Below are 12820 nucleotides of genomic sequence, written 5' to 3'. Positions count from 1 at the left end.
CTACTCGACCTTCGACGTCTGGTTCCACTGGCTGGACTGACGGCGCAGCCGTTCGGCGGCGCAGGGGTTCGGATTGTCGTGGACCTCGGGGATCACGCCTCGCGGATGCTGATGGCGGCGCGGTGGTGGCGGGGCGCCTCGACCTCGTCGAGCAACGCGATCGCGAAGTCCGCGTACGTGATGCGGCTGGCCATGTCGCCGTGATCGGCGAGCAGGTACCGGCCGGTGCGCGTGCCGCCGTGGTCGAAGTCGCCTGCGGGGGCCACGTACGCCCAGTCCAGGTCGCAGGTTCGAAGCTCGTCAAGGCCTGCGGCGTGGCCGAGGTAGAAGGCGCGGTACTCGTTGGGGTAGCCGGGCTCGTCCATCAGGGGCACACCGGACGCCCCGGGCATGATCGATGCGAGACCGACCACCACCAGGCGGGGTACGCCCGCCTTCGCCAGGCCGGTGGACAGGGCGCGGGCCGACGCGGTGAAGAAGTCGTGCGGAGACACGGACAAATCCGCGGCGGCACTGATGGCGGCGTCATGCCCGGCGGCCGCGTGCTCGATGCTCACCGGGTCCGTGACGTCGCCCTCCACCACCCGCACGTCGCCCAGGTCGCCGTGGCCCGCGGGGTCGCGCACCACGGCGGTGACCTGGTGGCCGCGCCGACGGGCCTCCGCGACCGCCTGCCGCCCAGCCCGGCCACCCGCTCCGAAGACCACGATGTTCATGGCGAACCACCTCTCACCTGGGCCGGAGCCCGTGTGCCCGGCCGATGCCCGGACGCTATCCGAGGCCGCGGTTACCGCCGGGATACCGGCTATCGTGAGGCCATGAGGGAACCCCTGCCCGCCGACCTGTTCGACGAGCTGTGTCCGTCCTCGCTCAATCCGATCCGGTTCGGTGACAAATGGGCGCCGCTCATCATCCGCTGCCTCGAGCACGGGCCGCGCCGGTTCTCCGAGCTACGCGTGCCGCTGAACCGCGTCACTCCCAAGGTCCTCACCCAGTCGCTGCGGTCCCTCGAACGGGACGGTCTGGTCAAGCGCACCGTCTATGCCGTGGCCACCCCGCATGTCGAGTACGAACTGACCCCACTCGGCCGCAGCCTGCTCGAACCGTTGGCGGTCGCCTGCGCCTGGGCGACGGAGCATTGGGACGAACTGCTCGACGCCCGCGAGTCGTACGACAACGCCGCCCGCCTCGACCGCGCCGGCTGACACGGGCAACCTCATCCCCTCATGTAGCCGCAGCGTGGTAATCCGGTTGGCGCCGTGGTCGCCTGGAGGGCACTGTCTGGTGATGATCGAACTACGTGTCCTGAGCGAAGACGACTGGCCGATCTGGCGCGGGCTGCGGCTCGCCGCGCTTGCCGAAGCGCCCCATGCGTTCGGCTCGACGTTGTCGGAGTGGCAGGGAGAAGGCGACCGCGAAGAACGCTGGCGGGCACGCCTGGCGATTCCGGGCTCCCACAACGTCATCGCCGTGATCGACGACCGCCCGGTCGGAATGGTCAGCGGCGTTCCGGCCGAGACGGCCGACGAGGCGGAGTTGATCTCCTTCTGGGTGAGTCCCTCGGTTCGAGGCAAGGGGGTGGGGGGCCGGTTGATCACAGAGGTCGAGCGGTGGGCCGTGTCGGATCGGGCGGCCGGGGCGTTGCGATTGTCCGTGATGCCGGACAACGGCCGGGCCATCGCCCTGTACGAACGCCACGGCTTCAAGGACACCGGAGAGCCCGGCGACCTGCTGCGTGACGGTGTGGGCCGGAAACAGGTGCTGGTGAAGATCCTGAGAGGCGCAGCCGGCAATCGCCACTGACCTGCCTTGAGCCCCGTTGATCGCCTCCCGGTCTTGCATCAAGGTACAGGTGACTTACTTGCCAATACCCAGGAGGTGAGCGTGGCGCAGGGCAAGCGGCCGGCGGGTGCGGACCGCCGGGAGCAGGTGCTGGATATCGCCGTGGCGGACTTCGCCGAGCACGGTCTGCATGGGGTGTGCGCCGAGGTGATCGCCCGCAAGGCGGGCATTGCGCACGCCTACGTCTTTCGGCTGTTCGGCACCAAGTCCACCGAGGCGAACCGATGACCGCCGCCGGCACTTCGACGGTCGCCACCACCGGGCGCATGCTGGTGCCGGCGCTGGTCTTCATCGCGCTCGTCGTCGCGGTCGTCGGCAGCCTCGGGGCACCACTGATCACCCCGGTGGCGGGCGAGTTCGGCGTGTCGCTGGCCGCCGCGCAGTGGACGCTCACCGCCCCGCTGCTGGTCGGCGCGATCGCCACGCCGGTCCTGGGCCGCCTGGGCACAGGCCCCCGCCGCCGCCAGGTCATCCTGGCCACGCTTGCGGTCGTGGTGACGGGCAGTCTGCTGACGGTGGTGCCGCTGCCGTTCGGCTGGCTGCTGGCCGGGCGGGTGGCTCAGGGTGCGGGGCTGGGGCTGACGGCGCTCATGATGGGCGTCGCCCGCGACCACCTGCCGGCGGCACGCTCCGGCCCGGCGATCGCGTTGCTGTCGGTGGCCTCCACCATCGGCATCGGCATCGGCTACCCGCTGGCGGGGCTGCTGACCGACGTGGCGGGGCTGCGTGCGGCGTACGGGCTCGGCCTGCTGATCACCACGGTCGCGCTGGCCGCCGCCTGGTGGTCGGTCCCCCCGCCGCCGGCCCGTCGCTCGTCTACGGTCGACATTCCGGGCGCGGTGCTGCTGGGCACCGGTCTCCTGGCCCTGCTCCTGGCGATCAGCCAGACGGCAGTGTGGATCCATCGTCCAGAGCGTGCCGTGGCGCTCGTGGCCGCCGCGGCCGTGCTGCTCGGTGCCTGGGTGCGCCGTGAACGCCGGTGCGCCGCCCCGCTGGTGGATCTCGCTCTGCTGCGGAATCCCGCGGTGGCGGGGGCCGACGTGGTCATGCTGCTCGGCGGCATCGGCATGTACCTGCTGCTGACCCTGGTGACCCGCTACGTGCAGACGCCTGTGTCGGCCGGTTACGGGTTCGGCGTCGGCGTCTTCGTCGCGGGCCTGGTGCTGGTGCCGTTCTCTGCTCTGGGGTTCATCGGCGGCAAGCTGGTGCGGCCGCTGCGCGCGCGGCTCGCACCGGCGGCTGTCCTGGCCGCCGGTGGCGCGGCAGTGCTGACGGCGCTGGTGCTGTTCGCCCTGGCCCGCGGCCAGTTGTGGCTGGCGTTCGCGGTGATGGGCGTGCTGGGCCTGGGTGTCGGTGTCTTCTCGGCGGCGATGCCGGCCGCGATCCTCGCCGTCACCCCGGCGCAGGAGACCTCCAGCGCTATGAGCTTCAACCAGGTCGTCCGCAGCGTCGGCTTCTCGATCGGCAGCGCCCTGGGCGGCGTGACCCTGGCCACCGGCACTCCGGCCGGCTCGGCGTTCCCCAACGAGAGCGGATACACGGCGGCGTCCTGGCTGGGCGCCGCGGCGATGGGCGTCACCGTCGTCGCCGCGCTTACGCTCCGGCAAGCGTCTCGCCTGGCAACGGCCGAACCGCAGAGCGACGGCAACCCTGGTGTCGGCCGCTGAGGGGCTGAGCTGCCTTGCAAGAACGGGCCTTCACCGCGCTGGCGGCAGGGCGCCGGACCGCTACGAGGTGGAAGAGGCCCAGGAGACGTTCCCGGCGCTGCCCGACGACGTGGTCCTCTACGGCGGGACGTTCGAGAGGCTCGTGCAAGAGATTGCCGGGCAGTTCCACGCGCAGGACGGTGTCCAGCCGCCTTTGCCGTTGGGCGACAGGCCGACCTCCGCGGTGACCGCGGCGTTGGACACGTCGAGGCCCTGCGTACCCGCCACACGAGTTTGGATAGCTACCCTGCCGATCATGGAGAAACTGGATCCTCGCCGCACCGCATTGCTTCTTATCGATCTGATGACGCGCATCGTCGAGCAGCCCACGGCACCACACGCCGGATCCGCCGTGGTCGCCCGCTCCCTCGCTCTGGCCGACGCAGTGCGAAAGGCGGGAGGTCTCGTTGTCGCCGTGCGGGCCGAGCGGCCAGGCGTTGCGGAGCAGCCACCGGGCAGCGAGCTGGTGGAAGGGATAGCCGGCGACCTGGAGATCGTGAAGCACACCTGGGGCGCGTTTCACAACACCGGGCTGGAGGAGGCATTGCGTAGGCAGGCCATCGACACCCTGATCATCACTGGGATCGCCACGAACTTCGGCGTCGAGCAGACCGCGCGTTTCGCCGACGAGTTCGGCTTCGCGGTGATTCTGCCCGAGGACGCGGCCACCGCACTCGACGCACACGCCCATGAGTTCGCGTTCGACTACATCTTCCCGCGCATCGCTACTGTCAGCACCACCGCCGAGGTCGTGGCAGCGCTGGAGTGAGAGCAGCACGGACTCGAAACCGCTGGAGCGCCGGCGGCGCGAAGGCCTCGCACTTGTCGACGCCGACGTCTGTCTTCCCTCGAATCGCAACCCGAAGCTGGTCGAGAGACGTGCGGGCGGCCTGACTGGCCTGTGAACCGCCCCGGCTTCGGTGGAGGCTGATACAGCGAGAACCCGCCGCCGCTCCCGGGCCTCAACTCATCGATCGCGCACAGATCGGCATCGCTCGCCACGCCCGAAAGGTAGACCCGCCGGAACGCGGCGAGCCGCTCATCACCGGGGTCATCGACATCAACGTACGTGGAGATGAACCGATCGAGGATCGGTGGCCGATGGTCCGCAACCCACACGTACGCGTCGAACCAGAGACACACAGACCCGAGCGTAGATCAGCGATGTGCCGACATGGGCAGCCCGCTGGCCGCCCTCAAGATCGGCACGTTTGCTCGGCGAAGCCGCAGTCGTCCGGAAGATCAGGAGAGGCCACCCGCGTGGTGGCGGATGGCCTCTGAGCTGGCACGATCGCTGTACGAGTCTCGTCTTCTGCGAGCTGGCGCAGCTTGCAATGGCTGCCCCTGGTGGCCACGACCTCCAAGCCGCACTTCTCCAGCGCGCGCACGACGTCAGTGCCGGAGCAGACCGGAAACTGGCGCGGGCTCAGGCCGAGCGACGGATCTCGATCGGCGCCACGATCGGCTGCTGCGGGGTCTGGGGAAGGGGCTCGTCCTCGAAGTAGAGCTCCAGGGCGTCGCGGAGGCTGGCCAGGGCCTCGTCAACCGTCCGGCCCTGACTGGCCACCTCAACCTGGACACAGCGCGCGACGTACCAACCCTCTTCGTCGGGGGTGACGGTCGCGGTCAAGGAGACGGTCCGGCTCATGCCGTTAGCGTACGCCAGCGTGCTTCGCCGGACCCGCCGGTAGAAACAAGCCACCCATCGCGATCTCCCAGGTGCTCCAGCGACACGAAAGAAACCCACCGCCGTTGCCTGGGCATTCCGAATGTCCGCCGCATGGGTCGGCTCACGTCGTCGGGCAGACTGTCGGCATGGGCAAGGACGATCACGTGGATGCGGACATCGAGGCCCTCCTCCTCGATCGCGACGCGCAGATCCGCGCCGCCCGGGACGAGCCGGTAAGCCGCGAGAGCGCCTGGACGGGTGGGGCCGAGGCCGTGGAGGGCTACCTGCGCCGGGTGGTCGCCGATCTCAATCGAGTCCCCGAGCTGGTCGTCGAGCACGCGGAGTTCGGACACTACGGCTCCGGCTACGCGTCATTCGTCGACGTCCTCCTGACCCGGCGAGACGGATCCGCCCGCCGCGTCCGGCCGGACGGCTGCACGACGGTCGAAGGATTGTCAGTGGCGTTGTGCCGCCTCGCTCCGATCGCATGCATCCTGTCTCCCGCCGAGCGCTCCCATCACCCCGACGGTCACGGGCACCACTCCATGCCATCGCTGGATACCGTCACCGAAACACCGATCCCCGGATCGGAGAGGGGCTGTGAACAGATCTCCCAGGTCCTGGATCGACACCGCATCACGCTCGTCGGCCCTCGTCTCCTGAGCCGGCCGGCCTTGCCCCACCTGAAGATCGATACCAACCTCGGCGACGGACCGCACTACTCGATCTTCGACGTCTGGTTCCACTGGCTGGACTGACGGCGCAACCGATCCATGGAACGGCGGGCCACCGGAACGGTAGTCACTCAGGCGAAGCAAAAGGCCGGTCCGCTGAGTAGCGGCCCGGCCTCCTGATCTGCACGAACGTGGTGGGCGATACTGGGATCGAACCAGTGACCTCTTCGGTGTGAACGCGGGTAGAGCGTGCAGAGCCAGATCAACGGGTGCCGATGAGTTCCGTTACGTGGGCCTGCTGTATCGCTCGCTCACCTTGAGGATCGCCTCGTGTCATCGACCTTGCTGACTTTTCGCTGACCTCAGACACTGTGGATCAGGCGATTGAGACGGAGAGAGATGTCACTGGTGAAGAAGGGGTCACGGCGCATCGCAGTCGGCGAGACCTTGTATCGCTGGACCGTACGCAAGAGGCCGACTTACTGCCAGGGGAACGGCTGGACGCCCTTAACGTTCGCCGTGGAGCATTATGAGCAGCAGGGCAGCGTTCTCGTGGTCTCTCTGCCGTGCGTCCACCCGCGCAGCTGGCTCCTCGGCCGGTCGACGACAGTGCGGCCGGCACTTGTGGCCTCCGCAATCCGTACCGCCCTGGACAGCGGATGGACACCACTGCAACCCGGACCAGCGTTCCGCCTCAGCCTGAAGGAAGAGGAGCTACCGGAAGGGACCGCCTGGTTCACCGCGACCATCTGATTGCAAGGGGAGGGCAGGCCCCCTCGTCGACGGCTCCTCATCCTGCCCGGCCGGTAGATACAGGCTGGTGAGCTGTGACGGCATACGCCGTTTTCGCTAGTTCAGCTCGCCCCTCGCAATCAGGTATCCCATCGACTCCTCGTTCTCGTGAGGAAGCCGAGGAACAGATGTGAGCGGAGAGCCAGCATTGCCCCCTCTGTGGGGAGATGATGATGCTTCGGTAGAGCAGACGGAGGGCAACTGGTGGCGATCGTGGAAGCTGCAGCAAGTGCAGCAGGCAGGGCCGTGGCAACGAAGGCGGTACGTGAGTGGTTCCTCGCCCGATCGTCTGCAAGGGATCGCCAGGCGGATCTTAAGGACCTGATCAAAAGCAGCTATCGCGATCGCCTTGCTGTTCGCAAGTTCGAAAACCAAATTGAAGGCGTGGCACTCGCTGTGGAGGCACGCTTGAGCGTCCTGCTGGAACAGGAGTACCGAGGGCTTACCGACAATGACCGCGCCGCTGTCCTACATGAAGTTGTAGCCACCCTGGAGGCAGCAGACTTATCTGATCCCGCACTATTCAGGGCGGACGCTGACGCGGCCCGAGTAACCGAGCAAATCATGGCCGCCCTACCCGCAGCTAAACTCAGCGACGCCGAACACCATCTATATAAGGTGTTACTGGCAGAATGTGTGGACTGTTTAGTTGGAATGATGCGGGAACTTCCGCAGTACCTACCTCGGGCAGCTACCGAGACCTTGGCCAGGCTCTCTGGACTAGCCGAGGGTATGGAGCGGCTACTGGCAAGGTTGCCAATGCGCACTCTGGACGCCCCCGAGGGCAGCCACAACGATGATGCTTTCGAGCGCCAATATCTCAGCTTCGTAAGCCGGACGATGGACGAGGTGGAGTTATTCGGCGTGCGGGTAGAGAATTTCAGGCCCCGCACTTCTCTGAGTGTCGCCTACATCAGTCTTAGCGTTAGCTCCGAGGAGAAAAAGACGCGGACGGTGGCGGAGCGCCTAGCGATTGCCTCTCTTACAAACACGATAGCGCTCGAACCGGGAATCCTGCGCATCGATTCGGCACTCAGCCGATCACGTCTCATGCTCCTGCGCGGTGATGCCGGGTCGGGGAAAAGTACTTTGCTTCGCTGGCTGGCGGTGACCGCCGCACGTAAAGGCTTCGTGGGCGACCTGGCAGAGTGGAATGGGTCCGTGCCGATCATAATCAAACTCCGCAGTCACTCCGATGGCCGGCTCCCTTCACCTTCCGATTTTTTGAAGGATATGGCCCAGGAGGTAACAGGGCGCATGCCGCTCGGTTGGGTAGAGCGGGTGCTTGAGTCAGGCCGCGGGCTACTGCTCGTTGATGGGGTAGACGAGTTGGTGGTACGGCATCGACAGACAGTACGCCAATGGCTAACTCGGCTTCTCGCGGCATACCCTGAAATGAAGGTCATTGTGACCTCAAGGCCAGCGGCGGCCGACTCAAAGTGGCTAGCCGACGAAGGCTTTACTGCGGCCATGCTTGAGCCCATGACCGCCCAGGATCTCCGCGAGTTGGTTCGGCAGTGGCATATAGCGATGCGTGACTGCCCCAGCTTGCCTTGTACGCCGGAAGAACTACCCAAATACGAGGGAGCCCTGCTGGCGCGTCTCGAGAGTAGTGGGCACTTGAGGGCACTGGCATCGACACCCTTACTTGCAGCGATGCTATGCGCGCTCAATCTTGACCGTCGAACTCAGTTGCCCCGTAACCGTATGGGTCTGTACGAAGCGGTACTTGCGTTGCTACTGGAGAGGCGCGATGCTGAGCGGGGAATTCAAGACGATGTGACGCTAGATCCAGAACAGAAAATCTGGATATTACGTGATCTAGCATGGCGCCTAGTTTCGATGGGTCGCTCGGAGCTATCTCGCGTCACTGCATTGAGACGTATCGAGCAGAGACTGTCCTCCATGGTCCGCATGCCATACTCGGCAGAGACGGTCCTGGAATACCTGGTACGGCGGAGCGGCGCATTGCGGGAACCGGTACCGGGTCGAATCGATTTCGCACATCGAACTGTTCAGGAATATCTGGCGGCTGAGCAGCTCGTGCAAGATGAGGACATGGAGGCAGCGGTCGATCGAGCCCACCTGGACCAGTGGAGGGAGGTAATTGTGATGGCGGCCGGCCACGCTACCGGCCGACTGCGACGAGAGTTACTCAAAGGGTTGCTAGATCGAGCAGACTCGGGCGAGCGGCATTCGCGAAAGCTCCAATTGTTAGTCGCCGCCTGCCTCGAAACGATTCATGAAATTCCAATGGAATTAAGGGAACGAATCGAGACATGTCTAGCGGCAGTCTTACCACCTAAAAATGAGGATGAGGCGAGAATGTTGGCAGTGGTAGGAGAAGAGATTCTACACCGCCTACCCGATAGCCTATCCAACCTTACCCCCCGCCAAGCCAGCATGACCGTACGGACGACTTGGCTAATAAATGGGGCCGCCGCTCTAGAGAAGCTAACAGCTTACGCTCGCGATCCTCGCCCAGAGGTGCAGGATCATCTTGTCGCCGGATGGCCGTACTTCGATGTGGAGACGTACGCACGTGAAGTGCTAGGAAGAGCATCATTGAATACGTATGTATCGATCGACAAGGATCGACTATTACCCGGTGTTCGATATCTGACCAGCTTGACACACCTACTTATACACACCGACGAGAATATCCGGGACATAAGTTTTGCAGAGCATCTCTCCCGCCTACAATCTATCGACGTATCGAATCTAGATATAGATGATTTGAGTCCAATCGGACATCTTCCCACCCTTCGTCGGATTTGGATTAATCTGAGCGAACCGCGACACATGGACCTGAGCCCACTTGAGAATCTACGGCGTTTGCAGAATCTCTGGCTATGGAACGTTGAGCATGGCGACATAACATTCCTCGACCGGCTCCCTCGATTGAGAGGGCTTGGCCTCGAAGTCCCACACGAGCATGATGACCTATGGCACGAGCCGCTATCTCGACAGGACAAGCTAACACGCCTGTCACTGGGCATCTACGAGCAGGAAATAAACCCGCTTACATTTTCTCGAATGCGCCAACTGCAACATCTTGTACTCTTTGGCCCATGCAACGCTGGTGAAATCTTCAAAACCCTCGCAGAGATATCCGCCCCACTTACTCTCCTGGGTGTATGCAACCCTTCACGTAAAGATCTTCAGATCTTGTCAAGATTGCCGATAGAGGAGCTACACATAGACGAATGCAGCAGCTTTAATGGCCTAGGATACAACTCAAATATCACGCAACTCAGACTGACGGATGTGTCAGTAGACGACTTATCACCATTGACGGAACTACCGAATCTTGAGAGCCTTTCTCTCGCATCATCTCAACAAATCACTGACATCTCACCTCTCAGAGGCTGTCCAAATCTTAAGTATCTCGAGATGCGCGACTTGGCGCCCAACATCGATCTTTCTCCTCTTGCCGGAGCGGCGCTCCAAATCACGCTTGGCCAGACCCAGTCAGTTCGAAACCTGGATTTACTAGATAGCGCGACGAAGGTCATTCGTGTGGGCACGGGGATCTAGGTATTTGTGGTGCATGCCAGTACGTACTGATCTTTAATTCGTGATGTCGGCTCCTGTCGTTATCGCCAGGCCGGTCGGTGGAAGGCAGCCGTCGATGAGGTGGGGCCGGTACTGGATCTTCTTCAGGGCGCGCTTGATGACGCGGACGAGCTGGGGTAGGTCGGCGGCGGCGAGGTTGGCCAAGGCGCCGCGTTTGAGCAGGGACCAGATGCCCTCGGTGGGGTTGAGGTCGGGGGCGTAGGCGGGGAACTGGACGATGGTGAGCCAGTCGGCGTGCTCGGCGGCGAAGGTCTTCATCCCGGGCACCAGGTGCAGGTTCAGGTTGTCCCAGATCAGCACGATCGGGGCGCCGAGCTGGGCGTGAGCGGACAGGATCAGATCCCGGTAGTCCATCCAGCCGAAGGTCTTGGGCTCGCCCTTGCGGCCGCGATAGACGTGCAGGCGGTAGATCAGCCGGGAGCGTTCGCCGGGTTTGTAGCAGACCAGGGCGGCGATGTTCACCCGTCCGCTTCCGCGCCCGGGGACATGTACCACCGGGGTGTGCCCGCGCCGGCCCCACGTTCGTGCGCGAGGCGGCCTCAGCCCTTGACCGGCTTCGTCTTCGAAGCAGATCCAGGCGCCGTCGGCCGCCGCGGATCTTCCAGCTGTGGCCAGACCTCCTTCTTCCACACCTCGATCGCGGCCTTGTCCCGCTCGATCGCCCGCCGGGCGGGGCGCTGGCACGACCAGCCGTTACGCCGCAGCAGGTACCACACCCCCTGGACGGTGTAGCCGATGTGGAACATGCGGCCGATCAGCGTTTTGATTCGCATCAGCGTCCAGTGCTGGTCGGCGAACCCGTGTGCCAGCGGACCGCGTTCCAGTTCGGCCTCCAGCCGGGCGAACTGCGCCGGGCTGAGCCGGGGCGGGGCAGCGCGTGCGGGCCTGCTGAGGCCAGCGCCGCCGTGCCGCCCTCGCGCCAGGCGCGCCGCCACCGCTCCACCGACCGCTGGGTGACCCGCAATGTCTGGGCTACTGCCGAGTTCGTGACCCCCTGTGCGAACATCTCGGCTGCTTGCAGCCGTATCTCCTCGCGGCGTTGCTGCTCCTGGGGGGTGAAGCCGCCGCCTTGGGCATACCGCACACCCTGGTCATACAGACCAGATCAGCCCTCGTCAGCTCACCGACAAGACCCATTTAAGTTCCGTAGCGCTGACTGATCACCTCGTACGCCGTCGACCCACCTGGCACCTACGTCGACCCCCATGCGGGGAAGACCAAGTTCGGGCCGTACGCGACCAAGTGGATGCTGTCGCGCAACCATGAGATCACCACCGTGGCCCGTGACGACTCGATCATGCGGACGCACGTGCTGCCGCGTTGGCGGGACGTCCCCCTCGGGCGCATCGACCACAGCGCAGTGCAGACGTGGGTCAGCGACTTGAGCAAGCGCCTCGCCCCCGCGACCGTGGCCGAGTGCCACCGGCTGCTGTCGACCGTGCTCAAGTCGGCCGTACGTGACCGGATCGTCGGTGCCAACCCGTGCGAGGGCGTACGGCTGCCCAAGCGGCGGCGCAAGGCGGGCGACGACCGGATCATCAGCCGCGAGGACCTGGCCGTGCTGCTCCCCCACGTCCCCGGTCGCTACCGGGCGCTCGTCGGCCTCGCCGCCGGCACCGGCCTCCGCTGGGGTGAATGCGTGGGCCTGCGCTGGGACGCCGTCGACCTCGACGCCGGAACCGTACGGGTGGAGCGGGTGGCCGTCGAGGTGGCGGGCACGGTGACGCACAAGCCCTATCCCAAGTCCAAGGCCGGACGGCGGGAGGTGCCCCTTCCGCCTTTCGTGGTTGAGCTGCTCGCCGCGCACCGCGAGCGTTACCCGGCCGGACCGGTCGGAGAGGTGTTCACCAACGCGGCGGGCGGTCCTCTCCGCCGGACGCTCTTCCGGTCTCGGGACTGGCGTCCGTCCCTCGTCCGGGCCGGGCTGCTGGGCAAGGTGGTGGAGGCCGGGCCGGGTGCCTTTCTCGGCGTCTGGCAGGACAAGGAGGGCCTGGAGCACCGCCAGGAGTTCCCGACCCACCGGGAGGCCGTGGCGCACGTCGCCAAGCACGCCGCCGAAGGGCTGCGATTCCACGACCTGCGGCACTGCTACGCCACGTGGCTCGTCTCCGACGGCGTCCCCGTGAACGACGTGGCGCGACTCCTCGGGCATGAGCAGATGTCCACGACGCTCAACCGTTACACGCACTCCTCACGCGACCGCTACGGCAGGGCTCGAGCGGTCTTCGCTGACTCCCGCTCCCGATCGGCCCCAGGGGCCCGACGCAGTCAGCGCCGCTGATCTCGGCCGAGAGGAGGACCCGAGCTAGTGCCAAAGCTTTGAACAGCGAAAAGACCCGTCGGAGACGTGCCTCCGACGGGCCTTGATCGTGTGGGCGATACTGGGATCGAACCAGTGACCTCTTCGGTGTGAACGAAGCGCTCTCCCGCTGAGCTAATCGCCCGGGATCGTCTGCGCCTTGCGGCGCCGACGGGGAAAACCATACCGCACCCGAGGGGGTGATGGCGAAAGCACGGCCCGGTCGGCTCGATCGTCCCGCCTTCGTCAACACCTTCGAAAG

Annotated in this window: 14 protein-coding genes and 1 tRNA gene; 9 read left to right on the top strand and 6 right to left on the bottom strand. The window is 65.2% G+C overall.

Annotation, left to right across the window (positions count from 1 at the left end; all coding sequences use genetic code 11):
• Positions 1 to 92: 92 nt before the first annotated feature.
• Positions 93 to 716 carry an NAD(P)-dependent oxidoreductase gene (locus tag ACQEVJ_RS14835; RefSeq protein WP_433101200.1) on the bottom strand — a complete coding sequence of 208 codons (624 nt, stop codon included), beginning with the start codon at positions 714 to 716 and terminating at the stop codon, positions 93 to 95.
• Positions 717 to 818: 102 nt separating this feature from the next.
• Here ACQEVJ_RS14835 and ACQEVJ_RS14830 point away from each other — a divergent pair, with 102 nt between their 5' ends.
• The 5 genes from ACQEVJ_RS14830 (at position 819) to ACQEVJ_RS14810 (ending at position 4317) form a co-directional block, all read left to right on the top strand.
• Positions 819 to 1205, top strand: a complete 387-nt coding sequence (locus tag ACQEVJ_RS14830; protein ID WP_433101198.1) for a winged helix-turn-helix transcriptional regulator — start codon at positions 819 to 821, stop codon at positions 1203 to 1205.
• Positions 1206 to 1287: 82 nt separating this feature from the next.
• Positions 1288 to 1803: an N-acetyltransferase family protein gene (locus tag ACQEVJ_RS14825; RefSeq protein ID WP_433112733.1), complete on the top strand. Its 516-nt coding sequence runs from the start codon at positions 1288 to 1290 to the stop codon at positions 1801 to 1803.
• A gap of 81 nt (positions 1804 to 1884) precedes the next feature.
• Positions 1885 to 2070 (top strand): TetR/AcrR family transcriptional regulator, encoded by a 186-nt coding sequence (locus tag ACQEVJ_RS14820; protein ID WP_433101196.1) that lies wholly within the window; start codon positions 1885 to 1887, stop codon positions 2068 to 2070.
• Complete coding sequence (locus tag ACQEVJ_RS14815; RefSeq protein WP_433101194.1) at positions 2067 to 3509, top strand: MFS transporter; 1443 nt, start codon at positions 2067 to 2069, stop codon at positions 3507 to 3509. Before ACQEVJ_RS14820 ends, ACQEVJ_RS14815 begins: the two co-directional genes overlap by 4 nt.
• 67 nt (positions 3510 to 3576) lie before the next feature.
• Complete coding sequence (locus ACQEVJ_RS14810) at positions 3577 to 4317, top strand: isochorismatase family protein (RefSeq protein ID WP_433101192.1); 741 nt, start codon at positions 3577 to 3579, stop codon at positions 4315 to 4317.
• Between the two features lie 657 nt (positions 4318 to 4974).
• On the opposite strand, the gene ACQEVJ_RS14805 is transcribed toward ACQEVJ_RS14810, so the two are convergent.
• On the bottom strand, positions 4975 to 5196 hold the full coding sequence (locus tag ACQEVJ_RS14805; protein ID WP_433101190.1) for a type II toxin-antitoxin system HicB family antitoxin: 222 nt from the start codon (positions 5194 to 5196) through the stop codon (positions 4975 to 4977).
• Positions 5197 to 5363: 167 nt separating this feature from the next.
• On the opposite strand from ACQEVJ_RS14805, the gene ACQEVJ_RS14800 reads away from it, so the two are divergent.
• From ACQEVJ_RS14800 to ACQEVJ_RS14790, 3 genes are all read left to right on the top strand, one after another.
• Positions 5364 to 5975, top strand: coding sequence for a hypothetical protein (locus tag ACQEVJ_RS14800; RefSeq protein ID WP_433101188.1), 612 nt, complete (start codon positions 5364 to 5366; stop codon positions 5973 to 5975).
• Between the two features lie 315 nt (positions 5976 to 6290).
• On the top strand, positions 6291 to 6644 hold the full coding sequence (locus tag ACQEVJ_RS14795) for a hypothetical protein (protein ID WP_433101186.1): 354 nt from the start codon (positions 6291 to 6293) through the stop codon (positions 6642 to 6644).
• Positions 6645 to 6887: 243 nt separating this feature from the next.
• Positions 6888 to 10220 carry an NACHT domain-containing protein gene (locus ACQEVJ_RS14790; RefSeq protein ID WP_433101184.1) on the top strand — a complete coding sequence of 1111 codons (3333 nt, stop codon included), beginning with the start codon at positions 6888 to 6890 and terminating at the stop codon, positions 10218 to 10220.
• 33 nt (positions 10221 to 10253) lie between these two features.
• Here the strand turns inward: ACQEVJ_RS14790 and ACQEVJ_RS14785 are convergent, their stop codons facing one another.
• The 3 genes from ACQEVJ_RS14785 to ACQEVJ_RS14775 are packed head-to-tail and all read right to left on the bottom strand — an operon-like array spanning position 10254 to position 11343.
• Complete coding sequence (locus ACQEVJ_RS14785; RefSeq protein ID WP_433101182.1) at positions 10254 to 10889, bottom strand: transposase; 636 nt, start codon at positions 10887 to 10889, stop codon at positions 10254 to 10256.
• Positions 10799 to 11032 carry a helix-turn-helix domain-containing protein gene (locus ACQEVJ_RS14780; RefSeq protein WP_433101180.1) on the bottom strand — a complete coding sequence of 78 codons (234 nt, stop codon included), beginning with the start codon at positions 11030 to 11032 and terminating at the stop codon, positions 10799 to 10801. The genes ACQEVJ_RS14785 and ACQEVJ_RS14780 overlap by 91 nt, the downstream gene beginning before the upstream one ends.
• Positions 11032 to 11343 (bottom strand): helix-turn-helix domain-containing protein, encoded by a 312-nt coding sequence (locus ACQEVJ_RS14775; RefSeq protein ID WP_433101178.1) that lies wholly within the window; start codon positions 11341 to 11343, stop codon positions 11032 to 11034. The genes ACQEVJ_RS14780 and ACQEVJ_RS14775 overlap by 1 nt, the downstream gene beginning before the upstream one ends.
• A gap of 162 nt (positions 11344 to 11505) precedes the next feature.
• On the opposite strand from ACQEVJ_RS14775, the gene ACQEVJ_RS14770 reads away from it, so the two are divergent.
• Positions 11506 to 12540, top strand: coding sequence for a tyrosine-type recombinase/integrase (locus ACQEVJ_RS14770; protein WP_433101176.1), 1035 nt, complete (start codon positions 11506 to 11508; stop codon positions 12538 to 12540).
• A gap of 91 nt (positions 12541 to 12631) precedes the next feature.
• Here the strand turns inward: ACQEVJ_RS14770 and ACQEVJ_RS14765 are convergent.
• Positions 12632 to 12703: transfer RNA gene (locus ACQEVJ_RS14765), tRNA-Val, on the bottom strand.
• Positions 12704 to 12820: the final 117 nt, after the last annotated feature.

Source organism: Microbispora sp. CA-102843 (assembly GCF_050936215.1).
GTDB lineage: Bacteria > Actinomycetota > Actinomycetes > Streptosporangiales > Streptosporangiaceae > Microbispora.
Note: the sequence above shows the minus strand (reverse complement) of the source record. Positions and strands in the feature narration are given on the sequence as shown.

Excerpts from the sequence above, each read along its gene's own strand:
- ACQEVJ_RS14825 (WP_433112733.1), top strand. The coding sequence starts at position 1,288 with ATGATCGAACTACGTGTCCTGAGCGAAGACGACTGGCCGATCTGGCGC.
- ACQEVJ_RS14780 (WP_433101180.1), bottom strand. The coding sequence starts at position 11,032 with ATGCGAATCAAAACGCTGATCGGCCGCATGTTCCACATCGGCTACACC.
- ACQEVJ_RS14770 (WP_433101176.1), top strand. The coding sequence starts at position 11,506 with ATGCTGTCGCGCAACCATGAGATCACCACCGTGGCCCGTGACGACTCG.
- ACQEVJ_RS14805 (WP_433101190.1), bottom strand. The coding sequence starts at position 5,196 with ATGAGCCGGACCGTCTCCTTGACCGCGACCGTCACCCCCGACGAAGAG.
- ACQEVJ_RS14835 (WP_433101200.1), bottom strand. The coding sequence starts at position 716 with ATGAACATCGTGGTCTTCGGAGCGGGTGGCCGGGCTGGGCGGCAGGCG.
- ACQEVJ_RS14815 (WP_433101194.1), top strand. The coding sequence starts at position 2,067 with ATGACCGCCGCCGGCACTTCGACGGTCGCCACCACCGGGCGCATGCTG.
- ACQEVJ_RS14830 (WP_433101198.1), top strand. The coding sequence starts at position 819 with ATGAGGGAACCCCTGCCCGCCGACCTGTTCGACGAGCTGTGTCCGTCC.
- ACQEVJ_RS14800 (WP_433101188.1), top strand. The coding sequence starts at position 5,364 with ATGGGCAAGGACGATCACGTGGATGCGGACATCGAGGCCCTCCTCCTC.
- ACQEVJ_RS14795 (WP_433101186.1), top strand. The coding sequence starts at position 6,291 with ATGTCACTGGTGAAGAAGGGGTCACGGCGCATCGCAGTCGGCGAGACC.